Genomic DNA, 25,081 nt, shown 5'->3' on the forward strand with positions numbered 1-25,081 from the left:
CCGACCATGAATCCTTTCGCTTATGAACGGCCGGGCTCGGTCGACGAGGCCATGCGCCTGGGGAGCCAGCCGGGCGCGCGCTATGTGGCCGGCGGCACCAACCTGCTGGACCTGGTCAAGGCCGGCGTGGAGGCGCCGCGGCTGCTGGTCGACGTCAGCCGGCTGCCACTGAACCAGATAACGGCGCTGCCCGAAGGCGGCCTGCGCCTGGGCGCGATGGCCAGCAACACCGATGCGGCCAACCATGCGCTGGTGCGCGAACGCTATCCGCTGCTGGCGCAGGCGCTGCTGTCGGGTGCCTCCGGGCAGCTGCGCAATATGGCCACGGTGGGCGGCAACCTGCTGCAGCGCACCCGTTGCCACTACTTCTATGACCTGGGATTTCCGGCCTGCAACAAGCGCAAGCCCGGCTCGGGCTGCGGCGCACGCGACGGCATCAACCGCATCCACGCCATCCTGGGCGCCAGCGAGCATTGCATTGCCGTGCATCCGTCCGACATGTGCGTGGCGCTGGCCGCGCTCGAGGCCGTGATCGTGGTGCGCGCCACCACCGGCGAGCGCCGCATCCCGATCGGCGACTTCCACCGCCTGCCCGGCGATACCCCGCAATGCGACACCATGCTGGCGCCCGGCGAGCTGATCGTTGCCATCGACCTGCCGTCCTCGCCCTACGCCGCCCACGCGCACTACCTGAAGGTGCGCGACCGCTCCAGCTTTGCCTTCGCCCTGGTTTCGGTCGCCGCGGCGCTCGAACTCGACGGCAAGCTCGTGCGCAGCGCCCGGCTCGCGCTGGGCGGCGTGGCGCACAAGCCCTGGCGCGTGCCCGCGGCGGAACGCGCCCTGGCCGGCCGGCCGCTGAGCGCGCACAGCGCGGCCGACGCGGCGCGGCTGCTGCTTGACGGCGCGCACCCGTATGCGCACAACGCGTTCAAGATCGGCCTGGCCCAGCGCGCCGTCGCGCTGGCGCTGAAGGTTGCCAGCGGCCCGCCAGGAGCTTCGGCATGAGCGTGACCGGCACCCCGCTCGATCGCGTCGACGGCATCCCGAAGGTCACCGGCCGCGCCCGCTACAGCGCCGACCAGACCTTGCCGGGGCTGGTCCACGCGGTGATGGTGACCAGCGCCATTGCCCGCGGCGAGATCGTTGCCATCGACACCGCCGCGTGCGAACGCATGCCGGGCGTGCGGCTGGTGCTGACGCCGTTCAACGCCCCGCACCTGCCCAAGGGCGGCAAGGCGGCCGCCGACATCCCCACCGCCGGCCATGTGATGAGCCTGCTGCAGGACACCGCGGTCCACTACAACAACCAGCCCATCGCCGTAGTGGTGGCCGATACGCTCGAGCAGGCCCGCGACGCCGCGCGCTGCCTGCGGGTGCAATACCGGCAGGCCGATGCCGTGCTCGACTTCGCGCAGGCGCGCACGCGGGCCCGCAAGCCCGACGAGGACGAATCCGCCGACAGCCGCCGCGGCGATCCCGACGCGGGCCTGCGTGGCGCCGCTGCCGTGATCGACGCGGTCTATACCACGCCGATGGAAACCCACAACCCGATGGAGCCGCATGCCACCCTTGCCGCGTGGGACGGCGACCAGCTGACCCTGTACGACGCGACGCAATACGTCACCGGCGTGCGCAAGGCGGTCGCGGCCGCGTTCGGCATCGCCGCCGACAAGGTGCGCGTGATCTGCCCCTACGTGGGCGGTGGCTTTGGCTGCAAGGGCTCGGTGTGGTCGCACGTGGTGCTGGCCGCGATGGCGGCGCGGCAGGTCAGCCGGCCGGTCAGGCTGGTGTTGGAACGGACCCAGATGTTCGGCCCGGTGGGCGGGCGGCCCCTTACCGAGCAGCATGTGGTCGCCGCCGCGGCGGCCGACGGCGCGCTGCACGCGCTCCGCCATGACGTGACCACATGCACTTCCACGATCGAGGAATGGCTGGAATCCGCCGCGCTGATCACGCGCCGGCTCTATGCCTGCCCCAACGTGCAGACCAGCCACCGGCTGGTCGAGCTGGATATCGGCACGCCCACCTTCATGCGCGCGCCCGGCGAAGTCCCCGGCAGCTTTGCGCTGGAATGCGCGCTGGACGAACTGGCGGAACGGCTGGGCATCGATCCGGTCGCATTGCGCCTGCGCAACCACGCCGACACCGATCCCGAGAAGCAGCTGCCGTTCTCGAGCAAGTCGCTGCGCGAATGCTATCGCGACGCCGCCGAGTGCTTTGGCTGGGCGCGCCGCGACCCCACTCCACGCTCGATGCACGCCGACGGCAAGCTGGTGGGACTGGGCATGGCGACCGCCACCTACCCGACCTACCGCTCCCCGGCCAGCGCGATGGTGCGCCTGCTGGCGGACGGCACGGCGCTGGTGCGCTCAGGCTCGCAGGACCTTGGCACCGGCACGTATACCGTCATGACGCAGGTCGCCGCCGATGCGCTGGGCCTGCCGCCGGCGCGCGTGCGCTTTGAACTCGGCGACACGGCCTTCCCCGAGGCGCCGGTGTCGGGCGGCTCGCAGTCGGTGGCCAGCGTCGCACCCGCCGTGCAGCAGGCGGCCGCAGCGGCACGGCAGCGCCTGATCCGCCAGGCCGTGGCCGATACGGCTTCGCCGCTGGCTGGCGCGCCGGTGGAGGACGTCGAGATCGTCGATGGCTGGCTGCAACGACGTTCGGATCCGGCGCAGCGCGAACCCATCTCCGCGCCGATCCGGCGCGCCGGGGGCCGTGCGATCGAAGCCCGCGCCAGCGCCCGGCCCGGCAAGGAGCGCCAGGCGTATTCCATGCACGCCTTCGGCGCGGTCTTTGCCGAAGTCCGCGTCGACCCGGAACTGGGCGAGATCCGCGTCCACCGCGTCGTTGCCCGCTACGGCGCCGGCCGGCTGCTCAACCGCAAGACCGCGCACAGCCAGTTGATGGGCGGCATTGTCTGGGGCATCGGCATGGCGCTGCACGAGAAGACAGAACTGGACCTGGCCACCGGGCGCGTCGCCAATGCCAACCTGGCCGAGTACCATATCCCGGTCAATGCCGACATCGGCACCATCGACGTCTCCGTGGTGGACGAGGACGATCCGCATATCAATGCGCTGGGCACCAAGGGCATCGGCGAGATCGGCATCGTGGGCGTGGCCGCGGCCATTGCCAATGCCGTGTACCACGCCACCGGCCGGCGCGTGCGCGACTTGCCGATCACGCTGGACAAGCTCCTCGACTGAACGCCGCCCCGGCACCAGGCGGGCCCCACAGGCATTCACGCCGGCGCCGCGCCAGTGGTTGCGCAGGCCGCGATCCAGTGGAAAGATGTCGCCACGGGCCCCGCGCCCGCAACCTGGCTGCCCGCCATGCGGGCATGGAGGCTGCCGTGACCGAGCGAATTCCACCGCGTACTTCCTCGTGCATCGCCCTGCTGCTGGCCACCGGCGCGCTGCTGGCCGTTGGCCGGGCCAGCGCCCAGACGCCGGCACCGCTGGCCGAATGGCAGTTCTCCGCCGGCATTCCGCTGCAGAAGCTGTTCCAGGACGACATCCCCGACTGGCAGGTCCGGCTTGGCGCCGCCGCCATGCTGCGGCCGCGCTACGACGGCTCGTCCGAGTACATCGTGATCGGCGGCCCCAGCATCGATATCCGCTACCGCGACCTCGCCTTTGCGTCGATCGGCGAAGGGCTGGGCGTGAACCTGCTGCGCGGCAAGAACTGGCGCGCCGGCATCGCGCTCACCTACAACCTGGGCCGGCGCGGCCAGGAAGACTCGCCGCACCTGGACGGCATGGGCAATATCAACCCGGCGCCGGAAGGCAAGCTGTTCGCCGAATACGCGGTCTCGAAAGAATTCCCGCTGGTGCTGCGCATCGACGCGCGCCGCAGCCTGGGCGGCAGCGACGGCTGGATCGGCGACATCGGCGCCTATATGCCGCTGCCCGGCAGCTCGGAAAGATTCTTCTGGTTCGCCGGCCCCACCGTCACGCTGGCCGACTCGCGCTACATGAACGCCTGGTACGGCGTCAGCGCCGCGCAGGCGCGCGCCGGCCGGCCGCAGTACCACGCGCGCGGCGGGATCAAGTCATACGGCTTCGGCGTGACCTCTGTGTGGTACTTCGCCAGACACTGGTTTGCCAGCTCTGACGTGGCCGTGTCGCAACTGGCCGGCGATGCGGCCGACAGCCCGATCACGCGCAAGCGGACCAACGCGGTGTTCGACCTGTCGGTCAACTACGAATTCTGACCATCGTCGCGGCCGGCCTGGTTCGGCTATCGCACATTGGATGGCCAGCTCCGGTGATTCAGCCGCAGCCGGTGCGGCACCGCGCAGACTGCGTCCCGCATAATTGGCCGGCCGGATCTCCGGCCGCAGGCCCCGCCAGGGGATTGCCAAGCATGCAAAAGAAGGAGACGTAGTTGAAGTCCAGCATCAAGCATCGCGTCGCGCGCAGCGCGCGTTCCATCGCCATCGCCGTAGCCGGCGTGGCCGCCGCCCACACCGCTCCCACTGCCCTTGCCGCCGACGCATGGCCGGCCAAGCCGATCAAGGTGATCGTGCCCTACACCCCGGGCGGCTCCACCGACACGGTCTCGCGGGTCGTGTTCGAGCAGGTCTCGCAACGGCTCGGCCAGCCCATCATCATCGAGAACAAGCCCGGTGCCAACAGCACCCTGGGCGTCGGCGTCGCCGCGCGCTCGGCGCCGGACGGCTACACCTTTGTCTCGGTGCTGGCCGCCTACAGCGCCAACATGTCGCTGTATTCGAAGCTCAGCTACAAGCCCGCCGACCTGGTGCCGGTGGCGGAAATGGCCGAGCTGCCGCTGTTCCTGTTCGCCAGCAAGAAGGTGCCCGCCAGGACCGTGGCCGAACTGGTCGACTACGGCAAGAAGCATCCCGACACGCTGACCTTCGGCTCCAGCGGCGTCGGCAGTTCCGCGCACCTGACCGGCGAGCGCCTGGCGATGGAATCGAAGCTCAAGCTCACCCACGTGCCCTACAACGGCAGCGCGCCGATCCTGCCGGCGCTGGTGTCCGGCGAGGTCTCGGTGGCGTTCGACCCGCTGCTGGTGCCGATGCCGCACGTCAAGTCCGGCAAGATCAACGTGCTGGCCGTCGCCTCGGCCAAACGCTGGCCGGGCGAGCCCAATATCCCGACCATGGAAGAAGCTGGCTTCCCCGGCTTCGTGATGAGCTCATGGACCGGCCTGCTGGCACCGGCCGGCACGCCGCAGCCGATCGTCGCGCGCATGGCCCGGGAAATCGCCGCGGCCACGCGCAGCCCGGAAGTCACGAAGAAGCTGACCGACCTCGGCTTTGTGCCGGTGGGCGGTACGCCCGAGGAATTCCGCAAGCTGATCGAGCGCGATACCAGGCGGTATGCGGAGATCGTCAAGGCGGGCAAGATCACCCTCGACTAAGGCCATGGGCCGGCGGCGCCGAGCGCCGCCAGCCACGCTGCACTGCTTACCAGCGGTGCTGGTACATCGCCGTCAGCGTGATGCCCGCTGCCGGCAGCCGGCTGGTGTTGTTGCTGTTGCGCAGCAGCTGGCTGTACAGCGGGTAGTAGTTGCGGTTGAACAGGTTCTCGATGCCGACCGTGATCGTATCCTTGCGCGTCAGTTCATAGCGGCTGATCAGGTCGACGGTGGTATAGCTGCTGACCTCGCGCCGGCCGAAGCTGTTCTGGCCGTTGAGCCGGTAGTCGCGGCTGGCGTAGTAGCTCAGCTGCACGCGGTTGCTCCACTGGCTCACGGGACGGAACTGCAGGTACGCCGTGACCTTGAGCGGCGGGATGCGGTAACCGGTCATGTCCTGCATGCTGGCGCTGCCCTGCGGCCGTTCGCGCCCGTTGATCCAGGTGATGGTGCCGCCCGCGCCCCAGCGCTCGTCGTCCGACCGGTAGTCGGCCGCCGCTTCCACGCCCGCGATGCGCTCTTCGGTGCGGGTCAGGATCAGGCCGTTGTTGAAGCTCTGCACGTCGCCAAGCTTGGACGTGGTGTAGAACAGCGCCACGCTCGCCAGCGTATTGCCCAGCGCGCCGCGCCAGCCCAGTTCATAGTTGTTGGTCTTGACCGGATCCAGGCTGGACGAATTGATGTCGAAGCCGGCACGCGCATTGCGGATCTGCAGGCCGATGTCCGGCAGCTGGAAGCCCTGGCTGAACGAGGCATAGAACTCCTGGCCCTTGACCGGCGCATAGGCCGCGCCCAGGTTGAACAGCCAGGCGCCATAGTTGACCGTGCCGCCCTTGACCGTAGCCGGGTTGCTCACGCGCGATTGCGACAGCGGCACGAAGTCATCGAAGCTGGCGCTGGCGCGCTCATAGCGCAGGCCGCCCTCGGCCGACCACTGCTCGCTGAACTTGTGCTGCAGCTGGCCGAAGATGCCGCCACTGCGCGTGGTCAGCGGCGGCATGTAGGTGGCCGTGCCGATGCGGTTGAAGACCAGCCCGCCGCTGCTGTCGTAGGCACGCGGATCGAACAGGTCCAGCGGCATGTCGCTGCGCTCCTGGTTGTAGTCGGCGCCCCACAGCAGCTTGGTGGCCTTGGCCTGGCCCAGCGGCGTGCTGATGGTCAGGCGCCCGCCGAACACGTCGCTGTTCTGGCTGATCTGGTCGACATTGCCGCCGCGCGTGGCCACCGCGCGCGCATCGAAGGGCGGGAAACGCGTGAAGTAGTCGCGGTAGTAGAACTGGCTCGATACCGTGCTGCCGAGCAGGTCCTGGTGCTGGTAATCCAGGTTGACCACGGTATTGCGCAGCTCATTCTGGTTGTCCAGCTGCAGGCCACGGATCGCGCGCGCGGCGGTGGAGCCGGCCGGCGCACGGGCCACCGACGGATCGGACGCATAGTCGGTGTTCTGCTTCGCCTGGTACCGGCTGACGCTCAGCTGCAGCCGCTGCTGGCCGTCGATGCGCCAGCCCAGCTTGCCGCTCAGGTTGTAGACGTTGGAATCGAAGAGATCGCCCTGGCTGGGCTCCGGCGCAATGCGGTGGCCTTCGGCATCGTAGGGGCTGCCGATGCGCTGCGCGCCCAGGTGGAAGGCATAGTCGATCGGCCCCTGGCTGCCGGAGAAGTGCTGCTGCACGTTGGCGCTCAGCCCTTCCTTGCTCAGCCGCGTCAGCGGCGTGCCCAGCGTGACCGTGGTGTCCGCGCTCGGCGGCCCGCCGGCCTGGCGCGTGGTGATCGAGATGATGCCGCCGCTGGCACCCGCCCCGTAGAGCGCGCTGCTGCCGCGCAGCACCTCGATGCGCTCGATATTGCTGGGGTCGATGGTGGCCAGGTTGCGCGCCGAATCGCGGTTGGTGTTCAGCGGGATGCCGTCGACCAGCACCAGCGCGCTGCGCCCGCGCAGCGTCTGGCCGAAATCCGTCACCGTGCGGCTGGAATCGGCCATGCCCGGAATGACCTTGCTCAGCATGGTGGCAAGGTTGGTCGAGCCCGTGCGCAACTCGTCCAGCTCCTCGCGCTCGATCACCGTGACCTGCCGCATCGGATTGACCAGGTCGCTCTTGATACGGTCGACCCGCACCTCCACGGCATTCAGGCTGCCCGCCTCCACCGACGCGGCCTGGGCCTGGGCCTGGGTTTGGGCCTGAGCGACGGAGACAAGCGGCATCGTGCCCGCTATGGCGCAGATCAGCAGAGACAGCGGGCGAGGACGAAGGGCGAAACGGATAGAGGTGGCCGGAAGGTTTTGCATGGTGGCTGCAGGCGCGCGCGGAGGGATTTAATGATTTGTAACAAAACCGGAAATGATAATGATTCCCGATTGTGTTAGCAAGCGCTGGTGTGGCCGTGGTTATGTCTGGCAAGGCATATGGCAGCGCAGGACGCGATCGGAACCGGCCCTGGTTGCCGTGATAGAGTCGGTCTTCATTCACGCCGGTACGCACAGCATGACCGACCCGATCCCGCCTATCGTCCCGGCGCAAACCGCCCTGGTAGTCATGCACTACCAGACCGACATCCTGGCCCTCTTTCCCTCCGTCGCTCCCACCTTGCTTGCCAATACGCGCAAGCTGTGCGACGCAGCGCGGTCCCGGGGCGTCAGCGTCTATTTCGCCAAGATCCACTTCAGCCCGGGCTATCCGGAAATCAGCCCGCTGAACCGCAATGGGCAGGGAATCAAGCGGCTGGGCCTGTTCGTCGACGACCAGATCTCGCCCGAACTTGAGCGGCGGGACGGTGAGCCGCTGATCGTCGCGCATCGCGCGAGTGTGTTCTTTGGCACCGACCTGCAGGTACGCCTGTCCGCCCAGGGCATCGATACCCTGCTGATGGTGGGCATTGCCTCGACCGGCGTGGTGCTGTCATCGGTGGCGTATGCAAGCGATGCGGATTTTCGCCTGTTCACGGTCAAGGATTGCTGCTACGACCCGGACCAGGTCGTGCACGACCATCTGTTTGCCACGGCATTCGATTCGCGCACCACGGTGCTGTCGCTCGCTGACGCCCTGGCACTGCTTGGATGAGCCACCAGATTCCGGCAGCCCGGGGGCGCAACGCGGGCACACCAACGACTGAGGAGAACCCATGTTTGACCACGTCAAATTCGGAGTGAGCGACTATGCAGCAAGCAAGGCGTTCTTCCTCAAAGCGCTGGAGCCGCTCGGTGTAGCGGTGGTGTCGGAGGGGCCGCCTGCCTACGGTGTCGAACTCAGCGCAAAGGGCAAGGCTTCGTTATGCCTGTTCCAGACCGACGAGAAGCCCGCGCATCTGCACCTGGCGTTTACCGCCGAGAACCGGCAGCAGGTCGACGCCTTCCATCGCGCAGCATTGGCGGCCGGGGCCAGGGACAATGGCGGCCCCGGACTGCGGCCGCACTACCACGCGAACTACTATGCGGCGTTCGTCATTGGTCCGGACGGGCACAACATCGAGGTGGTTTGCCAGGCGCCCGGCGCATAACCCTTCAGACAAGCACCTGTCGTCATCACCGCGCGCCTGGTCGCAACCAAGGAGGCGCCAGCCTGCCGCTTCGGATTGATGCGCGTCAAGCGTGCATCCACGCCGGCATCTACGCTGAATAAAGCGCCCCGCTCCTTGATTCCGCACATCCCTTCGCCAGGAGACTCATCATGTACCAGCGCATCCTGCTCGCCGTCGATGGCAGCCGTTCTTCGGACCTGGCCCTGAGCCAGGCCATCATCATCGCCAGGGCGACCGGCGCCGAGGTCAAGGCCCTGTTCGTGGCGGACGACACCGATGTCTTCTTCGAAGCCAGCTACTTCAACCCGAAAGAACTGGTCGACAGCATCATCGCGCATGGCCGCAAGGCACTCGATGCGGCCTCCGTCAGGCTCAGCGAGGCAGGCGTGCCGAACCTGATGCAACTGGATGAAAAGCCGGTGTCACCGGGCCAGGTCTCGTCGACCATCGTTGCCGAGGCCGATGCCTGGAATGCCGACCTGATCGTGCTTGGCACGCACGGACGCCGCGGCGTACGGCGCTTGCTGATGGGCAGCGTATCGGAAGGCGTCCTGGCCAAGACCAGCAAGCCCGTGCTGCTGGTTCGCAGCGAAATCGAAGGCTAGGTCCTAGACTGCAGGCATGTGGCTGACCAGGAGCAATCATGCCGAACGTTCATGTGGTACCCAGCGGGGGTAAATGGAAGGTCGAAGTGGAGCGTGGCACACAAGACACGCCGACTTATGACAGCGAGGACGCAGCAATCGTCGCCGCGACGGCGCTTGCGAGGAAGCTGCAGGGTGAACTGCTCGTACATGGGGCGGACGGGGCGATTCGCATCCGGAATTCGTTTGGTAATGACGCCCGAGACGTCAGGAGGTAGGCGTCGACGCTGTGTGGGACACCGCCCTCGCCGGCGACCCTTTGCGTCAAGGCGGGAGGGTCCCGGCCGCGGCGGGTACGAAACCTGCAAACGCAGGCTGGCATCCGCACTCACCGCATCCTTGCCATGAAACCTGTCACGCTGATTGGCGCCCCCACCGACATCGGGGCCGGCACGCGCGGCGCCTCGATGGGCCCGGAGGCGCTGCGCGTCGCCGGCCTGGCGCAGGCGCTGTCACGCAACAAACTGCAGGTCGAGGACGCCGGCAACCTGGACGGTCCCGCCAATCCGTGGCAGCCGCCCCGGGACGGCCTGCGCCACCTCGACGAAGTCCTGGCGTGGAACCGTGCGGTCTATGACGCCTGCCTCGGCACCCTGCAAGCCGGTCGTCTGCCGTTGCTGATGGGCGGCGACCATTGCCTGGCGATCGGCTCGATCAGCGCCGCGGCGCGCCATTGCCGTGACACCGGCAAGACCCTGATGGTGCTGTGGCTCGACGCGCACGCCGACGCCAATATCGGCACCACCACGCCTACCGGCAACATGCATGGCATGCCGGTGGCCTGCCTGTGCGGAGACGGTCCCGCACCGCTGACCACGCTGGCCGGCGCGGCGCCGGCGGTGCAGCGCAGCGCGATCCGGCAGATCGGCATCCGCAGCGTCGATGCGGAGGAGAAGCGCCGCCTGCACGAATTACATCTGGCGGTGTACGACATGCGCTACATCGACGAGAACGGCATGCGCCACACCATGCAGCAGGCGCTGGCGGGCATCGACGCGCAGACGCACCTGCACGTCAGCTTTGACGTGGATTTCCTCGACTGCGTGATTGCGCCCGGCGTGGGCACGACCGTGCCGGGCGGGCCGACCTATCGCGAAACCCAGCTGTGCATGGAAATGATCGCCGATACCGGCCAGCTGGCATCGCTCGACGTGATGGAACTGAACCCGGCCTGCGACGTGCGCAACCAGACCGCGCAACTGGCCGTGGACCTGGTCGAAAGCCTGTTCGGCAAATCGACGCTATGGCGTCCGCCGCCCGCTTGAAAAGTTGCACGGCGTGTCTGTCGATACTTCAAAGCCGTGCACCGGCGCCGCCATGACGAAGCGCCGATGTGGTGCTATATTGGGAGCTATCGTTTCCTAATTGGCCAATCTGGCAGCATGACCGCAACCCAGCCCCAAGTCCCCACGCGCACACGCGGCCGGGGCCGCCCGCGCGAGTTCAACGTCGACCAGGCGCTGGATCGGGCCGTGCGCGTGTTCAGCGAACGCGGTTACCACGGCGCCTCGATCTCCGACCTCACCCGCACCATGCGTCTCGCGCAGGGCAGTCTCTACAAGGCGTTCAAGGACAAGCAATCACTGTTCATGGCGGCGTTCGATCGCTACCGCGCCCAGCGGGCGGAAAAGCTGCACCGGGCCATCGACAACGCCGGCAGCGGGCTGGACCGCCTGCGCGCCACGCTGGACTTTTATGCCGACTCCGCCCAGGGCGCCGCTGGCCGGCAAGGTTGCCTGGTCGTCGGCAGCGCGGTGGAACTGTCGGCATTCGACAAGCCAGTGGCCAGCCACATCGCCGCCGCGATGTCGCGCAACGAGGCGTTACTGGCCGACCTGATCCGCCAGGGCCAGCAAGACGGCTCGATCCCGGCCCATGTGAACGTCGAAGCGACCGCGCGGATGCTGTTGTGCCTGACGCAAGGCATGCGGGTGGTCGGCAAGACCGGACGCAGTCGCGAACAGATGCAAGCCGTGGCGACCGCTGCACTCAAGGTATTTGCCTGATAATTTTTTCCCTATTTAGGAAACAATCAATTCCATTTTCGACCGAGGAGAACACCGATGAAGATCGCTTTTCTTGGCCTGGGCACCATGGGCCTGCCAATGGCGGCAAACTTGCTCAAGGCCGGCTATGCAGTGCGCGGCTGGAATCGCTCGCCCGCGCCGGTGGCGAAACTGGCAGCGCTCGGCGCGCAAGGCGCGGCCACACCCGCCGAGGCGGTCACCGATGCGGACGTGCTGATCTCGATGCTGGCCGACGATGCCGCCACCCGTGCCACGATAGTGGATGCACAGACACTGTCCGCGCTCAAGCGGGGAGCCATTCATGTCAACATGGCCACCGTTTCGGTGGCCATGGCAGCCGAACTGGCTGCGTTACACCAGGCGCAAGGCGTGGGCTATGTCGCCGCACCGGTGCTGGGCCGGGTAAACGTTGCTGAAGCGGGCCAGCTCAACATCCTGGCCGCCGGCAATGCCGACGCCATTGCAACCGTGCAGCCGCTGCTGGATGTACTCGGCCAAAAGACCTGGCGCCTGGGCGAACGGCCAGAACAGGCCAATGCTGCCAAGCTTGCCGTGAACTTCATGATCGCCAGCGCCATCGGTACGATGGGCGAAGCCGTGGCACTGGCGCACGGCCATGGGGTCGACAAGGCCGGCTTTCTGGAACTGGTCATGTCTACGGCCTTCGCTGCGCCTGTCTACAAGGGCTATGGCCAGGCCATCGCCGAAGAGCGCTTCGAGCCAGCAGGATTCAAACTGGCGCTCGGCCTCAAGGACGTGCGCCTGGCGTTGGAAGCGGCGGAACAGGCCAACGTTCCCCTTCCCCTGGCTAGTACCCTGCGCGATACACATATCGAAAGCCTGGCCCATGGCGAAGGCCACCTGGATTGGGCGGCGCTGTCGCGCACGTCCGCGCGCCGTGCCGGGCAGGCCTGAACAGTTGCCGCACAGCGACCGCTGCGAAGATGCTCGCAGCTTTTGATCTTCTTCTTAGCGGACTCATTACGTGCGGCGCGGACCCGGGGGGCGGCGCACGGCCGCCGCCCTCATTTGAGTTGCTGGACCCGGATCATGTTGCCGGCCGGATCGCGCACCGCGAAATCGCGCACGCCGTAAGGCTGGTCTGTCGGCTCCTGCATGATCTCGGCGTCGCGGTCCTGCAGGCGCTGGAAGACGGCGTCCAGGTCCCTTGCGCCAAGCAGCAGCATGGCGAAGGTACCCTTGGCCATCATCTCGGCGATGGTGCGCTTCTCCTCGTCGGTAACGCCCGGTGTCGCGTTTGGCGGGTACAGGACGATGGAAGTGTCGGGCTTGTCCTTCGGGCCGACGGTGATCCAGCGGTGGCCGCCAAAGGCCACATCCTTGCGGATCTCGAAATCCAGGGCGTCCCGGTAGAACGCCAGCGAGACCTCCGGATCGGAATGGGGCAGAAAGGTCGAGTGAATGGTGAGGTCCAAGATCAGTCTCCGTAAGGGTGAGGAAGCGGTGGCCGCGGCCGTCGCGGCGTTGGCCCGGAATGCATGGAAGCCAGTCTAGCCGGACGACTGTTCCGACGCTTCTCGATTCCTGATCGGTCGCGTCACCTGCCTGGCGATGCAGGACGGGATGCCCTCGGCCTCGCGCGCGCAATCGCGCCGGTAAATGCTGGGCGAGACGCCGACCAGCTCGGTGAACCGTGAACTGAAGGACCCCAGGGACGAGCACCCCACCTCGAAGCAAACCTCGGTGACACTCAGGTCGCCCCGCCGCAGCAGCGCCATGGCGCGCTCGATGCGCCGGGTCATCAGGTAGGCGTAGACCGACTCGCCATAGGCCAGCCGGAACTGCCGGCTGAGATGACCCGCTGACATGTGCACGCTCCGTGCAAGCGCCTCGACGTCCAGCGGCTGGGCGTAGTCGCGGTCAATGCGGTCGCGGACCCGGCGCAGGCGGGCCAGGTCACGCAGGACGGTGTCGGAGTTCGCGGCGGGCATCGGCAGGTGTGGCGAGGCTGGTAGTGCGCGTTCGGCTGCTCATCGGTGATCCTGGCGGGAATAGCGCACGCATGGCAAGGGCGTCGCCGCCGGTCTCCCGGTCTCCCGGCCTGCGATTATCTCCCACACCAAGGTGCCTGGTCACGAATTCATAGGCTGCCTGTTCCAAGGGATGCCACGGCCTTGTCGATCATGTCTGGGCCTCATTGCTGCGCAATGCCGGTGTCCTTGACCACGCGCGCCCAGCGCTCGCGCTCGCTCTTGATAAAGCTGCCGAAGTGGGCCGGCGTATCGCCGCCCGGGATGCCGCCCAGCTCCGCCAGCCTTGACTTGATTTCGGGCTCGTCCAGGATGCCGGCGACGGTCTTCTGCAACCGGTCGATCACCTCCGGCGGCGTGCCGGCCGGCGCCACCAGGCCGAACCATGCCGTCACCTGGAAGTCGTTCACGCCCGCTTCCTTCATGGTGGGCACGTCAGGCAGCTCGGGCACGCGGCTGGCGCTGGTCACGGCCAGCGCACGCAGCTTGCCCGAGCGGATATGCGGCAGCGAGCTGGGCAGGTTGTCCACCATCATGGTGACCTGTCCGGCCACCAGGTCGGCCACGGCCGGTGCCGCGCCCTTGTACGGAACATGGATCAGGTCGGTGCCGGTGCGCTTGCGGAACAGCTCGCCGGACAGGTGGACCGACTGGCCGGTGCCCGAAGACGCAAAGGAGTACTTGCCCGGCTGCGCCCTGGCCAGCGCAACGAGTTCGGCGACGGTGCGGGCCGGCACGCTGGCATTGACCACCAGCACATTGGGCACCGACACCACCAGGGTGATCGGCGCAAAGTCTTCGGCGCGGTAAGGCAGTTGCCGGTACAGGCTGTAGTTGATGGCATTGGGCCCGATATTGCCCATCATCAGGGTGTAGCCGTCGGCGGCCGACTGCCTGAGCGCCTGCGCGCCGATGATGCCGCCTCCGCCGGCGCGGTTTTCCACCACCACCGGCTGGCCCAGCAACTCGCCCATGCGCTTGCCGACCAGGCGCGAGGCGATATCGGTCGTTCCACCCGCGGCTGCCGGCACGATCAGCCGGATCGGCTTGTCGGGATATGCCGCCGCCGCTGCGCCGGGGGCCGCCATGAGGGCAGCACCAAGCGCCAGCCACAGTCCATTGAAAGCCTGCTTCATCGTCGCCTCCTGTTAGGGCCGCGCCATGCTTGTGCGATGTGGTCCTGGCGCGGCGTCGAGTGACGATAAGTCGCCCGTCAGGGCGAAGTGAATTCACGTTTCGAGAAAGAAGGCTTCTGCCGGACGGAAGCCGTGCGTACGGGGTGGCGCGCTATCGGCGCGTCATCGTGCCTGTCGTGAAAAAACCGGGATGTGCGTCAACGTTTCAGCGCCTCTCTACACCGGTTTCCGGCACCAACTCAGCGGTTTCCGCGGCGCAATTGCCGTATGGCAAGCTAAAGCCGGCGCTCGAAACAGCCGATATCCGCCTGGAGCCGGCAGATTCCGAGGACGAATTGCCGATCGCCGGCGAACCAGGAGAAGTACCACCGTGACAATGATCGAACCGATTGCAGCCAACGCAGCGGCTGCCGTGTCGATGGATACACCTGCGGCACCACCCGCCTCCACCAGCGCAAGCGCCAGCGACGCGCCGGGGATTCGCTCCGGCCCCGCGGCCAGTACCGAAATCCATATCTCGGCCCCTGGCCACGCGCTGGCTGGGGGCAACCAGGCCGCGTCGGTGCGCGACCACAGCGATGTCGACGACAGCGGCCTGCCCGATCAGGCCAAGGATGCGATCAAGCGCTTGCGCGAACTGCGCGCGCAGCTGGCGCGCAAGCTGCAGGAGCTGGAGGCGGCGAAGAACGCCACCACCGGCACGCCGGACCAGAAGCGCATCCGCATCGCGGTGCTGCAACAGGAAATCGCCAGCCTGGGCGCCGCCATCACCACCACCACCGCGACGCTGAACCAGGCCATTCGCGAACTCTCCGCAGAGCAGCAAATGCTGGCCGGCAGCCTGGCCATGCGCTAGCACGCCAGGCTGCATCGCTCAGTCGCGATACGCCCACAGGTCCACCACGCGGCCGCCATCGTCGGCAATCAGGCGGAACGCCGCCGGCTGGTAGTCGGCATCGATGGCCAGCACCCCGGTGGCGCTGGCGGGCAGCGTGCCGCAGGCCGACGTCGACAGCTTCAGGCCCAGCGTATTCGGCATGGCCTGCGCGGCGAGCGTTCCCGACAGCTGGCACGCCGAAGCGCCGGGCGCGATCTTGCCTTCTGCGGTGACGGTGAAGGTGGCACTGGCGCCGGTAGGCAGCACCGTGGTGTAGGTGCCGGCCACGCTGGCAAGGTCGACGCTCGCGGCGGGCACCGCGGCCCGGCTCAGCAGCTTGACGCTGGCGGACGCGTCCGCGCCCGGTGCAGCGATCCAGCTGCCGCCCTTGTCGCGCCGGTAGATGGCGGTGGCCTTGTCTTCGGCATCGGCCAGGGCCAGGTAGCGGCTGCCGTCCGTGCCGGCGTAGTACTTGCCGACGGTCGGATTGTCGGCGTCGCCGACGCTGACGACGTAGGCGCCGGGATCCAGGTCGGTGACCGACAAGGTCGCGGTGGCGGGCGGTGCGCCGTTGTCGGGCGCGTCGTTGCCGCCGCAGGCGGCCAGCCCCAGCACGGCTGCCAGGGGAAACAGGGAAATGAGGCGTTTCATCGGGACCTGCCTCACTGGCCGAACAGTTCACCCAGGCGCAGGCGCAGCCATTGCTGCCCGGCGGGACGCTGGTCGAAGCCGATCTGCATGGCAGTGACGGCGGTCTTGGTCTTGTACACGACCGACTCGTCCTCGGCCTGCGCGGCGGTCGGCGTGCCGCTGCCGGCGCCGATGCCGAGCCCGTACGGCGCCGTGCCGCTGAATTTCAGCGCATACGCGTCGAAGGTGCCATGCCGCGAGAACGCGAACGGCGTGGCCGCCGTCGGCGCGTTCGGGAAATTGACGTTCAGCGCCAGCCCCGCCGGCAGCAGCGGGCCACCGTTGGCCTTGGCCTGCAGCGTGCCAAGCAGCTTGATGGTCAGCTGCGCCACCACGCCGGACACCGGGCTCGCCAGGCCGGCATTGTCGACCGAGTCCGTGCCCGCGCTCAGCGCGATCGACGGAATGCCGCGCGCTGCGCCGAACTGCGCATTGCTGACGGTGCCCGAACTGTTGACGATGCGGCCGACGTTCTGCCCTTCGTTGGGACCGGACAGCACCAGGTCCGGGGCCTTGCCCCAGCGCGCCGGCGCCAGCACGTCCAGGCCGTACATGGTCGCCATCACCGGCGTGCCATGGGCGTAGTGGTAATCGCCGTTGGTATAGCCCGCCTTGGTGAAGGGGCCCACCGCCGGCTCGCCGGTCTTGGCCGCGCCGTTGTGGCAACCGCCTTCGGCCTCGACCTGGGTCTTGTCGTTGTCCGGCACGATGACCGTGGTGCTGTACATCACGATACCGGCGCCGCGGCCGCTCTGGCCGGTGCAGGGTACGCTGACGATGACGTTGTGGCCGGCGCCCTTGAGGGCGTCGTACAGCGCCTTCAGGTTGCTGGTCAGGCCGTCGTCGTTGGTCAGCAGGATGTTGAGGGCGAAGGCAGGACTCGCCGTGGCGGCCAGCAAGGCCGCGGCGATCAGGCGGGATTTCATGTCGGTGGTGTATCGAGGCGGTTCAGGAATGCGGGACTCGGTGCCCCGCGCGGCAGGCAAGCAACTTCGGGCAGCCGGGTGAGGCTGGCGCGGCGCACGCGCCGGCAGCGCCGATGTAGGTGGCGGGCCGGGCGCAGCGCCCTGGATCGTCCGTGGTGGACGGACGCTACCTTAACCGCGCCGTATGACAGTTGCGTGAACAACTACCGAAGCCATGTGCCAGGCCGGGTGCCTGAGGACTGTTGCGCAAGGCAGGCATGGCGCCGCGGTGCACGCCCCGCTCTGTTTCACGAGCCCACCTTGAGTTGGCCGCCACGGCCCAGCCCGCCCTTCACTTCCTGGGCTTTGTAGTTGCGCAGCGACACCACCATGTTGTTGTAGGCATCCATGAATGCGGCCACGGTGGCCTTGCCCTCGGGCGTGCGGGAGAAGCCCGACAGCCCGCCGGCCGCACTGCCGCCCAGGGCGCTGAAAGCGGCACCGACGTTGGTTGCCGTGGAGTTGCCTTCCGAGATCGACAGCTGCACGCCGGACCGGATGTCGAACATGGTCAGGGTCACGACCGAGGCCTTGCTTTGCATGGCGCCACTGACGAGCGCCCCAACCCTGCCGAACAGTCCGCCTACACCGGCGGCCAACTGACCCGTGGAGTCGTTATCGATGACGATAGCAGGCTCCATGTAGTAGTCGGCCGCTACGCGCTGTCCCTTGTGCTGACGCGAACCGGCGCGGAACTCGCCGGAATTGCGCTGCTTGTCGGTAATGTTCGAAAGCTTGCTTTCGGTGCGGTTATTGCCGATCGAGGTGATCACGAAGCAGTTCGATTGCTGCACGGCCAGGCGGATCAGAGGCTCGATGGTAGTGACTTTGGTGACTGCACCAAAGCTCGCATACCATTCCTTGCCACGACCATCGTCCACGGCAAGCGTGCCCAGCGGCTTGTCGCAGCGCTCCAGCGCGGAATTGGCATTCACGCTGGTCGCCCCGCCCGCGGCGCCGGTGGCGGCCGTCGGCGCGGTGCCGGTGCTGATGATGCCGCCACCCGGTGCGGCACAGCCGGACAGAACCAGGGATGTGGCCAAGCCGGCCACGCGCAGAGAAGTCTTCTTCGGCATAAGAACGCGTTCCTGTTGACGTAAGCAATAAAAAAGACAGAGCTGGCGGGGCCTAGCGAGGATGCCAGCCGGCAGGGCCCCATACCCAGTAATACGGATAGCTGCCGTACCACGTCATCCAAGACTTGCGATAGGCTTCGCGCACCTGGTACAGGCTCTGTTCGTCTACCTTGGCGGCCTGCGCTTGTGGAATCAGGTCGCGGGCTTCCTTGCTGCCCTGCGCTGCCGCGCGTGTCAGCCACGCCTCTGCTTCCGCAGGGTCCGAGCCCATTTCCTCAAAGCCCATCAGGTAGATGCGCCCAAGCGCCAGCTGGGCCTGCATATGGCCGTTGTCTCCAGCCTGGCGCAACCATTGGAGGGCCTGATAGCTATTGCGCTCCACGCCGTCGCCGCGCAGCAGCCGCAAGCCCAGGTCGTAAGCCGCGTTCGGATCGCGCTGCGCCACCGCTGCCAAAGCCTGCATGCGCTGGTCGGCATCCGCTGATGCATCCTGCGGTGTCGCGGCACGGCGGTCCTGTTCGGCACAGGCGTTCCCGTTGCACAGGCGTACTGTCGGGGATCGGGGTGAGAGCTGGTCTGCTGGTGTTTGCGCGACGCATCCAGCAAGACCAAATATCAACAAGAACGTAACAATCTTCATAAATCGAAAGACTTGATACACCTAAGTCTTCTGCCGCATCTGGATTTTTTTTAAAAAAAAGCGGACCCAGTGTAGAGCTGCAGCACTAATGCCGCACCATGGAAAAAATGCCCATGTCCGCCGGCGCACGGGCATTTGTCTTTGGTCAAAACCGGCGCGCAGCACTGACCGTTGCCTGAAGAAACAGGAAAGCGGAAAGCAGCTTCCGCGACCTTGCCAGCGGCAACGAGGCGGCCGGTATTCAATGAAAATCCCGGCTTCCCACCATCAACCGTCCCAGCATCGGACTCAGGTCCACCAGTTCGTTGGCCACCAGGTGGCGCACGTCGCCCTGGCGCTGCCAGGTGCCGACCACGCCCAGCAGCGTGGCCCCCAGCACCTCCTTGCGCTGGCGCTCGACCAGGTCTGGCCACAGGATCAGGTTGATGCTGCCGGTCTCGTCCTCGATGGTGGCGAAGATGGTGCCGCTGGCGGTGGACGGGCGCTGGCGCACGGTGACGATGCCGCAGGCGCGCACGCGGCGGCCGTTGGCGCAGCGTTCGAGCTGGCTGGCGGTGACAAAGCGCATCGCCGCCAGCTTGTGCCGCAGCAGCGCCAGCGGGTGCGACTTGAGCGACAGGCCCAGGCTGGCATAGTCCGCGGTCACGTCTTCGCCCAGGCGTGGCGGGGGCAGCGCCAGCGCGGCTTCGGCGGGCGGCGCTTCATACAGCAGGTCGCGGTGCGCGGCGTGCGCGGCCGCGGCGCGCGCCTGCCAGCGGGCCTGGCGGCGGTTGCCGGCGAGCGGCGCCAGCGCGTCGGCGGCGGCCAGCACGTCGATGTCGTGGCGATCCAGGCCGGCGCGCAGGGCCAGGTCTTCGACGCTGTCGAAGGCACGCAGCGCACGCGCGGCCTCGATGCGCAGCGCGGCGGCTTCGCGCATGCCCTTGACCCGGCCCAGGCCCAGGCGCACGCGCGGATGCGGCGGCCGATCCTGCCGCATGCGGGCCGCGTTGGCAGCATCGGACTCCGGTGCCGGTTCCAGCGTGCTGTCCCAGCGGCTGATGGTGACATCCACCGGCAGCACCTGCACATCATGGCGGCGCGCATCCTGCACCAGCTGCGAGGGCGAATAGAACCCCATCGGCTGGCTATTCAGCAGCGCGCACAGGAAGGCCGCCGGGTGGTGGCACTTGAGCCACGAACTCACGTACACCAGCTTGGCGAAGCTGGCCGCATGGCTTTCGGGGAAGCCGTACTCGCCAAACCCCTCGATCTGCTTGCATATCGCCAGCGCGAAGGATTCCGGATAGCCCTTGCCGGTGAGCGCGCGCACCAGCGCATCCTGGTACTTGCGCAGGTCGCCGCGCCGCCGCCACGCCGCCATCGAGCGGCGCAGCTGGTCGGCCTGCCCGGGCGAAAAACCCGCCGCGTCGATGGCCAGCTGCATCACCTGCTCCTGGAAGATCGGCACGCCCAGGGTGCGGCCCAGCACTTTCTCGATCACCTGGTTGAAGTAGACCGGTGGCTTGCGCGTGCGGCGGAAGGCCTCGCGCCGCTTCAGGTAGGGATGGACCATGCCGCCCTGGATCGGGCCGGGCCGCACGATGGCCACTTCCACCACCAGGTCGTAGTACTCGCGCGGCTGCAGCCGCGGCAGCATCGATTGCTGCGCGCGCGACTCGATCTGGAACACGCCGATGGTGTCGGCCTTGCAGATCATGTCGTAGGTCGGCTTGTCCTCCTTCGGGATGTCCTCCATGCGCGCCGGCAGCCCAGCGCGCGCCGGATCGATGCTGGGGTTGGGGATCATCTCCAGCGCGCGCCGGATCGCCGACAACATGCCCAGCGCCAGCACGTCGACCTTGAGCAGGCCCAGCGACTCCAGGTCGTCCTTGTCCCACTGGATCACGCTGCGGTCGGCCATGGCCGCGTTCTCGATCGGCACCAGCCGCGACAGCTTGTGCCGCGCAATCACGAAACCGCCCACGTGCTGCGACAGGTGGCGCGGAAAGCCGCGCAGCTGCGCGGTCAGGCTGGCCCACTGCTGCACCGCCGGGGACTCGGGATCGAGCCCGTAGCGGGCGATCTTGTCGACAAAGCCCGGGCCGCCGTCCCACCATGCCTGGCCCTTCACCACCTGCTCGACCACGCTGGCGTCGATGCCCAGCGCGCGCCCCACGTCGCGCAGGGCGCTGCGCGAACGGTAGGTAATCAGCGACGCCGCCAGCGCGGCGCGGTGGCGGCCGTATTTGTCGTAGATGTACTGGATCACCTCTTCGCGCCGCTGGTGCTCGAAATCCACGTCGATATCGGGCGGCTCATCGCGCTCGCGCGACAGGAAGCGGCCGAACAGCAGGTTGGCCTGCTCGGGGCTGACCTCGGTCACATACAGGCAGAAGCACACCAGCGAATTGGCGGCGGAGCCGCGCCCCTGGCACAGGATGCCGCGCGAGCGCGCAAAGCGCACGATGTCGTGCACCGTGAGGAAGAACGGCTCGTAGTGCTTTTCCTCGATCAGTTCGAGCTCTTCTTTCAACTGCGCTTCCCACTCCGGCTTGAGGCCGTTGGGAAAGCGCTCGCCCTTGCCACGCTCGACTTCCTTGCGCAGATAGGAGATCGGGGTCTCGCCGGGCGGCACCAGTTCCTCGGGGTACTCGTAACGCAGCGTGCCCAGCGAGAAATCGCAGGTCTCGGCAATCTTCAGCGTCTGCGCCAGCGCCTCGCGCGGGTACAGGCGCGACAGCACCTGGCGCATGCGCAGGTGCTGCTCGGCATTGGGCGCCAGCGCCATGCCGCATTCGGCCAGCGGCTGGCCCAGCCGGATCGCGGTCAGCACGTCGGACAGCGGCTTGCGCGAGCGCACATGCATGGTGACCGCGCCGGCCGCGGCCAGCGGCACGCCGGTCTGCGCCGATACCGCTTCCAGGCGCGCGCGGTGCAAGGCATCGGCATGGCCCTGCAACTGTTCCAGCGCGATCCAGGCACGTTCGCCGAACACTGCGCGGCACCACTCGGCCTGCTCCAGCAGTTGTTCAGGTTCGGCGCAATAGTCGGGCAGCAGCAGCGCCACGCAGCCGGGCATGCCGCGCAGGTGGGCGACGTCGCCGGCCGGCGCGGCGAGATCTTCCGGATGCAGCCGGTAGCTGCCCTTCTGCGCGCGCCGGCGGCCCAGCGTGATCAGCTCGCTCAGGTTGCCGAAGCCCTCGCGATGCTGCGCGATCAGCACCAGCCGCAGCGGCGCCCGCTCCGGGCCAGCGGCCGGGGTCAGGCTGAAGCGGCTGCCGATCAGCAGCGAGAAGGCATCGGCGGCGCGGGCCAGCGCCTGCAGCCGCCGGTGGCGGCTGGCGTGGAAGCCGGGATCGCCGTCGCCGCTGCCGAAGGCATCGGCGTCGTCGAGCAGCGGTTCATCGATGCCATCATCGACACCATCATCGGCACCCTCATCGACACCATCAGCGCCCCGTGCCGCGCTGCGCGCCACCGCGTCGTGCAGGCGCTTGCGCAGGGTCTCGATGGCATCGTGCGCGCGCGCGGTGCCGGCCACCGAGCATTCATCGGTCAGCGCCAGCCCGCTGTAGCCCAGGCCGAAGGCGCGCTCGATCAGCTCGCCCGGGTGCGAGGCCCCGCTCAGGAAGGTGAAGTTGGAGATGCAGTGCAGCTCCACGTAATCCGGCAACGCCGGCAGCAAACCCGGCAACGAGGCGGACAGCGAGGTGGGCAAAGGCGGCGCGCTCATGCGAACAACCCATGCAGGAACCAGCGGTACTCGCCGCCATCGTCCTGCGCGGCATGGCCCGGACGCTCGCGGAAGATCCAGCAGCGCAGGCCGTCGGCGCGCTCGGCGATAAAGTAGTCGCGCGTGGCCAGGGCCCCGTCCCACCAGCCGGCCTCGATGCGCTCGGGCCGGCTCAGCAGCGCCAGCGGGCCGCCGTGGCAGGGCCGGTGGCGCTGCACCGGCAGCGGCTGCGGCTGCGGCAGCAGCCACAGCGGGCGCTCCGGCTGCGGCGCCGGCAGGCTGGCGGGCTTGCCGCCGGGCTCGTCGACCGGGCTCCAGCGGTTGGCGCGCTCGGGCCGGTGGTCGGCCAGCGGCCGCGGCTGCAGCACGTTGTCGCGGCCCAGCCGCGCCATCAGCGTGTCGAGCAGGCGGCCCAGGTCTTCGGGCGTGCCGCCGGGCTCGGGGAACAGCGCCTCGCTTTGCGGCACGCACGCGGCCATGGCCTCCACGCGCAGCGCCAGGCCGGTCACGGGGGCATGGAAGCTGAGCTTGTCGAGCTTTTCGCGCAGCAGCCGCGACAGGTGCGCGGGATCGCGGCTGGGCTGGGCCAGGCCCAGGGGCACCGGGGTGCATTCGGTCGCCGCGCCGCGCCGGTAGCGCTCATGCTCCAGCACCAGCACGCAGCGCGTGACGCCGGCCTGCTGCACCGCCAGCCAGCCCGCCAGCGCCAGCAGCAGCCGCTGCGCGCCGGCCAGCACGGCTTCGGCGGATTCGATCCGGCCCGGCAGGTCCATGCGCTGCGCAAACGCGGGCGGCGCCACAAACCAGACGAAGCGCGCCGGCGCCTCGCCATAGGCCTGGTCCAGCCGCGCCAGCAGCGCCGGGCCCAGCCGGCGCGTCAGGCCCGCGCGCGGCAGGCGCCGCACCTCGCCCAGCGTGCGGCAGCCGATGCCGTCCAGCCAGGCCGGATCGGCCAGCGTGTGCAGCGCCTCCACCGGCAGGCGGTCGAGCAGCCGGTGCAGGCGCGCCATGCCCACCGCCCGGCGGCCGGGCCGCACCACGCCGCGCCGCGTGCGCCGCAGCGGCTGGCGCGCCAGCCATGCGGCACCGTGCGCGGTCGGGCCGCAACCCACCTGGGCCACGGTGCCCAGCTGGCGCACGCAGGCACGCACCGCGCGGCACAGCGCGCGATGGCCGCCGAACAGGCGCAGGCTGGCGCTGACATCGAGCATCAGCGTGGCCGACTCCGGCTCCTCGTCGACGGTCACGCCCGGCGTGAAACGCAGCAGCGCCAGCGCCGCCGCTTCCATCAGCGCGGCTTCGGCGGCCGGGTCGCGCTCCAGCTGCACGATATCGGCCGACAGGGCCTGCACGCCGCCGCGGCGCATGCCATAGCGCACGCCCAGCTGCATGGCCGGGCCATTGGCCAGCACCACCTGCTCGCGCGCCATCACCGCCACCGGCAGCGCATGGTGCAGGGTGGCGGCGGACACGCTCGCGGCGGGCGCCGGCTCAGGCCAGTTGGGCTGCAGGGCGTCCAGGGGCAGGCGCGGCAGGTGCACCGCGATCCAGTACGGCATCGGAAGAAAGCTGAGAAGACTGCGCCAGCGGTTCGGGCCCGGGCGGCGCCCCCGCAGTTGCCCCTGCCGGGGCCGGCCAGGCGGCCGCGCGCGTGGCCGCCGCCATGCCGTCCAGGCGCAGCAGCAACGGCGTGTCCCGCACCGGCCCGCGGCGCTTGTGGAAGGTGATCGACAGCATGTTGCCGGGCAGCGGCGCCAGCAGCAGCCGCAGCACCGCGGGCGACGACTCGCGCAGCGCCGCGGCAGGGCGCAGTGCCCATGCCACCGCGTCGCCGGCCTGCGCCAGCACCTGCAGCCGCCGCAGCGCCTCGGGACGCGCCGCGGGCAGCCACACCAGCACGCCGCCAAAGGCCTGGCTGCGCAGCACCTGTTCGGCGGCCCACAGCATGTCGGCCTGCTGCGCGGCCCTGGCCGCTTCGGCCGGAGCACGCACCCAGTAGCACTGCCGCGCCGGCAGCCCGGCCGCGGCCAGCCCCATCGCATTGGGCAGGTAAGGCGGCGCCACCAGGGCAATGCGCCGCCCTGCCCCGGCCAGGGTGCGCAGGGCCGGCAGCAGCAGGCGCATTTCCCCCGCGCCGCCCTGCGTGGTCAGCAGTTCGGTCAGGCCGCCGGCCGGCCAGCCGCCGCCGGGCAATTCCGCCGACAACGCGTCATACCCGGTCGGGCACACCGCGGCCCCGCCGGCGCGGCCCAGCTGGCCGGCCCGCCACAACCCGGGATAGCGCTGCTCAAGCGCCGACAGCGCCTGCTGGCGCTCGGCCGCGGCAGGCCAGGCAGGCCCTGAGGCCGCCGGCGCAGGGAAAAGCAGACCCTCCGCCGCCCTTGGCGAGGGTGCGTGCAATGGGGCAGTCATGTGA

Annotated in this window: 24 protein-coding genes; 13 read left to right on the forward strand and 11 right to left on the reverse strand. The window is 68.5% G+C overall.

What is annotated here, in order from left to right:
- The first annotated feature begins 6 nt into the window (after nucleotides 1-6).
- From GA0116996_RS14665 to GA0116996_RS14680, 4 genes are all read left to right on the forward strand, one after another.
- Nucleotides 7-1,005: an FAD binding domain-containing protein gene (locus tag GA0116996_RS14665; RefSeq protein ID WP_092312773.1), complete on the forward strand. Its 999-nt coding sequence runs from the start codon at nucleotides 7-9 to the stop codon at nucleotides 1,003-1,005.
- Nucleotides 1,002-3,209, forward strand: a complete 2,208-nt coding sequence (locus GA0116996_RS14670; protein WP_092312776.1) for a xanthine dehydrogenase family protein molybdopterin-binding subunit — start codon at nucleotides 1,002-1,004, stop codon at nucleotides 3,207-3,209. The genes GA0116996_RS14665 and GA0116996_RS14670 overlap by 4 nt, the downstream gene beginning before the upstream one ends.
- A gap of 134 nt (nucleotides 3,210-3,343) precedes the next feature.
- The gene (locus GA0116996_RS14675) at nucleotides 3,344-4,216 is read left to right on the forward strand and encodes a MipA/OmpV family protein (RefSeq protein ID WP_092312779.1); all 873 of its coding nucleotides are present in this window, start codon (nucleotides 3,344-3,346) and stop codon (nucleotides 4,214-4,216) included.
- 173 nt (nucleotides 4,217-4,389) lie between these two features.
- A complete protein-coding gene (locus tag GA0116996_RS14680; RefSeq protein ID WP_092312782.1) occupies nucleotides 4,390-5,391 on the forward strand; it encodes a Bug family tripartite tricarboxylate transporter substrate binding protein in 1,002 nt (333 codons plus the stop codon).
- Between the two features lie 46 nt (nucleotides 5,392-5,437).
- Here the strand turns inward: GA0116996_RS14680 and GA0116996_RS14685 are convergent, their stop codons facing one another.
- On the reverse strand, nucleotides 5,438-7,591 hold the full coding sequence (locus GA0116996_RS14685) for a TonB-dependent receptor (protein WP_425248314.1): 2,154 nt from the start codon (nucleotides 7,589-7,591) through the stop codon (nucleotides 5,438-5,440).
- 280 nt (nucleotides 7,592-7,871) lie between these two features.
- Between GA0116996_RS14685 and GA0116996_RS14690 the strand changes: the two genes are divergently transcribed.
- The 7 genes from GA0116996_RS14690 to GA0116996_RS14720 all read left to right on the forward strand — a co-directional run bounded on the left by GA0116996_RS14690 (nucleotide 7,872) and on the right by GA0116996_RS14720 (nucleotide 12,490).
- On the forward strand, nucleotides 7,872-8,447 hold the full coding sequence (locus GA0116996_RS14690) for a cysteine hydrolase family protein (protein ID WP_092312788.1): 576 nt from the start codon (nucleotides 7,872-7,874) through the stop codon (nucleotides 8,445-8,447).
- Between the two features lie 61 nt (nucleotides 8,448-8,508).
- Nucleotides 8,509-8,883 (forward strand): VOC family protein, encoded by a 375-nt coding sequence (locus GA0116996_RS14695; RefSeq protein WP_092312790.1) that lies wholly within the window; start codon nucleotides 8,509-8,511, stop codon nucleotides 8,881-8,883.
- Between the two features lie 170 nt (nucleotides 8,884-9,053).
- Nucleotides 9,054-9,509 (forward strand): universal stress protein, encoded by a 456-nt coding sequence (locus tag GA0116996_RS14700; protein WP_092312793.1) that lies wholly within the window; start codon nucleotides 9,054-9,056, stop codon nucleotides 9,507-9,509.
- Between the two features lie 38 nt (nucleotides 9,510-9,547).
- Nucleotides 9,548-9,766 (forward strand): DUF2188 domain-containing protein, encoded by a 219-nt coding sequence (locus tag GA0116996_RS14705; protein ID WP_092312796.1) that lies wholly within the window; start codon nucleotides 9,548-9,550, stop codon nucleotides 9,764-9,766.
- 126 nt (nucleotides 9,767-9,892) lie between these two features.
- Nucleotides 9,893-10,813, forward strand: a complete 921-nt coding sequence (gene rocF / locus GA0116996_RS14710; RefSeq protein ID WP_092312799.1) for an arginase — start codon at nucleotides 9,893-9,895, stop codon at nucleotides 10,811-10,813.
- Nucleotides 10,814-11,020: 207 nt separating this feature from the next.
- Complete coding sequence (locus GA0116996_RS14715) at nucleotides 11,021-11,554, forward strand: TetR/AcrR family transcriptional regulator (protein ID WP_244159875.1); 534 nt, start codon at nucleotides 11,021-11,023, stop codon at nucleotides 11,552-11,554.
- Between the two features lie 57 nt (nucleotides 11,555-11,611).
- Nucleotides 11,612-12,490: an NAD(P)-dependent oxidoreductase gene (locus GA0116996_RS14720; protein WP_092312805.1), complete on the forward strand. Its 879-nt coding sequence runs from the start codon at nucleotides 11,612-11,614 to the stop codon at nucleotides 12,488-12,490.
- Nucleotides 12,491-12,600: 110 nt separating this feature from the next.
- On the opposite strand, the gene GA0116996_RS14725 is transcribed toward GA0116996_RS14720, so the two are convergent.
- The 3 genes from GA0116996_RS14725 to GA0116996_RS14735 form a co-directional block, all read right to left on the reverse strand.
- On the reverse strand, nucleotides 12,601-13,011 hold the full coding sequence (locus GA0116996_RS14725) for a VOC family protein (RefSeq protein WP_092312808.1): 411 nt from the start codon (nucleotides 13,009-13,011) through the stop codon (nucleotides 12,601-12,603).
- A gap of 75 nt (nucleotides 13,012-13,086) precedes the next feature.
- On the reverse strand, nucleotides 13,087-13,527 hold the full coding sequence (locus tag GA0116996_RS14730) for a helix-turn-helix transcriptional regulator (RefSeq protein ID WP_092312811.1): 441 nt from the start codon (nucleotides 13,525-13,527) through the stop codon (nucleotides 13,087-13,089).
- Nucleotides 13,528-13,730: 203 nt separating this feature from the next.
- Entirely contained in the window at nucleotides 13,731-14,702 is a 972-nt protein-coding gene (locus GA0116996_RS14735) for a Bug family tripartite tricarboxylate transporter substrate binding protein (protein ID WP_375790491.1), read from the reverse strand.
- Nucleotides 14,703-14,869: 167 nt separating this feature from the next.
- On the opposite strand from GA0116996_RS14735, the gene GA0116996_RS28045 reads away from it, so the two are divergent.
- On the forward strand, nucleotides 14,870-15,076 hold the full coding sequence (locus tag GA0116996_RS28045; protein WP_141693745.1) for a hypothetical protein: 207 nt from the start codon (nucleotides 14,870-14,872) through the stop codon (nucleotides 15,074-15,076).
- A 2-nt stretch (nucleotides 15,077-15,078) separates the two neighbouring features.
- The gene (locus tag GA0116996_RS14740; RefSeq protein ID WP_092312814.1) at nucleotides 15,079-15,558 is read left to right on the forward strand and encodes a hypothetical protein; all 480 of its coding nucleotides are present in this window, start codon (nucleotides 15,079-15,081) and stop codon (nucleotides 15,556-15,558) included.
- A gap of 18 nt (nucleotides 15,559-15,576) precedes the next feature.
- On the opposite strand, the gene GA0116996_RS14745 is transcribed toward GA0116996_RS14740, so the two are convergent.
- The 7 genes from GA0116996_RS14745 to imuA all read right to left on the reverse strand — a co-directional run bounded on the left by GA0116996_RS14745 (nucleotide 15,577) and on the right by imuA (nucleotide 25,077).
- Nucleotides 15,577-16,230, reverse strand: coding sequence for a YajG family lipoprotein (locus GA0116996_RS14745; protein ID WP_092312817.1), 654 nt, complete (start codon nucleotides 16,228-16,230; stop codon nucleotides 15,577-15,579).
- Nucleotides 16,231-16,241: 11 nt separating this feature from the next.
- On the reverse strand, nucleotides 16,242-17,195 hold the full coding sequence (locus tag GA0116996_RS14750; RefSeq protein ID WP_092312820.1) for a 5'/3'-nucleotidase SurE: 954 nt from the start codon (nucleotides 17,193-17,195) through the stop codon (nucleotides 16,242-16,244).
- Between the two features lie 287 nt (nucleotides 17,196-17,482).
- Nucleotides 17,483-18,310, reverse strand: a complete 828-nt coding sequence (locus tag GA0116996_RS14755; protein ID WP_092312823.1) for a hypothetical protein — start codon at nucleotides 18,308-18,310, stop codon at nucleotides 17,483-17,485.
- A gap of 52 nt (nucleotides 18,311-18,362) precedes the next feature.
- A complete protein-coding gene (locus tag GA0116996_RS14760; protein ID WP_375790490.1) occupies nucleotides 18,363-18,971 on the reverse strand; it encodes a tetratricopeptide repeat protein in 609 nt (202 codons plus the stop codon).
- A gap of 220 nt (nucleotides 18,972-19,191) precedes the next feature.
- On the reverse strand, nucleotides 19,192-22,665 hold the full coding sequence (locus GA0116996_RS14765; RefSeq protein ID WP_092312829.1) for an error-prone DNA polymerase: 3,474 nt from the start codon (nucleotides 22,663-22,665) through the stop codon (nucleotides 19,192-19,194).
- Nucleotides 22,662-24,224 carry a Y-family DNA polymerase gene (locus GA0116996_RS14770; protein ID WP_092312832.1) on the reverse strand — a complete coding sequence of 521 codons (1,563 nt, stop codon included), beginning with the start codon at nucleotides 24,222-24,224 and terminating at the stop codon, nucleotides 22,662-22,664. The genes GA0116996_RS14765 and GA0116996_RS14770 overlap by 4 nt, the downstream gene beginning before the upstream one ends.
- Nucleotides 24,157-25,077: a translesion DNA synthesis-associated protein ImuA gene (imuA, locus tag GA0116996_RS14775; RefSeq protein WP_092312835.1), complete on the reverse strand. Its 921-nt coding sequence runs from the start codon at nucleotides 25,075-25,077 to the stop codon at nucleotides 24,157-24,159. The genes GA0116996_RS14770 and imuA overlap by 68 nt, the downstream gene beginning before the upstream one ends.
- Nucleotides 25,078-25,081: the final 4 nt, after the last annotated feature.

Origin of the sequence: Cupriavidus alkaliphilus (assembly GCF_900094595.1) — a bacterium.
Taxonomy (GTDB): domain Bacteria; phylum Pseudomonadota; class Gammaproteobacteria; order Burkholderiales; family Burkholderiaceae; genus Cupriavidus; species Cupriavidus alkaliphilus.

What these genes read in the sequence shown, in the direction of transcription:
- GA0116996_RS14695 (WP_092312790.1), top strand. Translation starts at nt 8,509, where the DNA reads ATGTTTGACCACGTCAAATTCGGAGTGAGCGACTATGCAGCAAGCAAG.
- GA0116996_RS14670 (WP_092312776.1), top strand. Translation starts at nt 1,002, where the DNA reads ATGAGCGTGACCGGCACCCCGCTCGATCGCGTCGACGGCATCCCGAAG.
- GA0116996_RS14705 (WP_092312796.1), top strand. Translation starts at nt 9,548, where the DNA reads ATGCCGAACGTTCATGTGGTACCCAGCGGGGGTAAATGGAAGGTCGAA.
- GA0116996_RS14720 (WP_092312805.1), top strand. Translation starts at nt 11,612, where the DNA reads ATGAAGATCGCTTTTCTTGGCCTGGGCACCATGGGCCTGCCAATGGCG.
- GA0116996_RS14750 (WP_092312820.1), bottom strand. Translation starts at nt 17,195, where the DNA reads ATGAAATCCCGCCTGATCGCCGCGGCCTTGCTGGCCGCCACGGCGAGT.
- GA0116996_RS14690 (WP_092312788.1), top strand. Translation starts at nt 7,872, where the DNA reads ATGACCGACCCGATCCCGCCTATCGTCCCGGCGCAAACCGCCCTGGTA.
- GA0116996_RS14730 (WP_092312811.1), bottom strand. Translation starts at nt 13,527, where the DNA reads ATGCCCGCCGCGAACTCCGACACCGTCCTGCGTGACCTGGCCCGCCTG.
- GA0116996_RS14665 (WP_092312773.1), top strand. Translation starts at nt 7, where the DNA reads ATGAATCCTTTCGCTTATGAACGGCCGGGCTCGGTCGACGAGGCCATG.
- rocF (WP_092312799.1), top strand. Translation starts at nt 9,893, where the DNA reads ATGAAACCTGTCACGCTGATTGGCGCCCCCACCGACATCGGGGCCGGC.
- GA0116996_RS14700 (WP_092312793.1), top strand. Translation starts at nt 9,054, where the DNA reads ATGTACCAGCGCATCCTGCTCGCCGTCGATGGCAGCCGTTCTTCGGAC.
- GA0116996_RS14685 (WP_425248314.1), bottom strand. Translation starts at nt 7,591, where the DNA reads ATGCCGCTTGTCTCCGTCGCTCAGGCCCAAACCCAGGCCCAGGCCCAG.
- GA0116996_RS14745 (WP_092312817.1), bottom strand. Translation starts at nt 16,230, where the DNA reads ATGAAACGCCTCATTTCCCTGTTTCCCCTGGCAGCCGTGCTGGGGCTG.
- GA0116996_RS14770 (WP_092312832.1), bottom strand. Translation starts at nt 24,224, where the DNA reads ATGCCGTACTGGATCGCGGTGCACCTGCCGCGCCTGCCCCTGGACGCC.
- GA0116996_RS14765 (WP_092312829.1), bottom strand. Translation starts at nt 22,665, where the DNA reads ATGAGCGCGCCGCCTTTGCCCACCTCGCTGTCCGCCTCGTTGCCGGGT.
- GA0116996_RS14740 (WP_092312814.1), top strand. Translation starts at nt 15,079, where the DNA reads ATGATCGAACCGATTGCAGCCAACGCAGCGGCTGCCGTGTCGATGGAT.
- GA0116996_RS14755 (WP_092312823.1), bottom strand. Translation starts at nt 18,310, where the DNA reads ATGCCGAAGAAGACTTCTCTGCGCGTGGCCGGCTTGGCCACATCCCTG.
- imuA (WP_092312835.1), bottom strand. Translation starts at nt 25,077, where the DNA reads ATGACTGCCCCATTGCACGCACCCTCGCCAAGGGCGGCGGAGGGTCTG.
- GA0116996_RS14735 (WP_375790491.1), bottom strand. Translation starts at nt 14,702, where the DNA reads ATGAAGCAGGCTTTCAATGGACTGTGGCTGGCGCTTGGTGCTGCCCTC.
- GA0116996_RS14675 (WP_092312779.1), top strand. Translation starts at nt 3,344, where the DNA reads ATGGAGGCTGCCGTGACCGAGCGAATTCCACCGCGTACTTCCTCGTGC.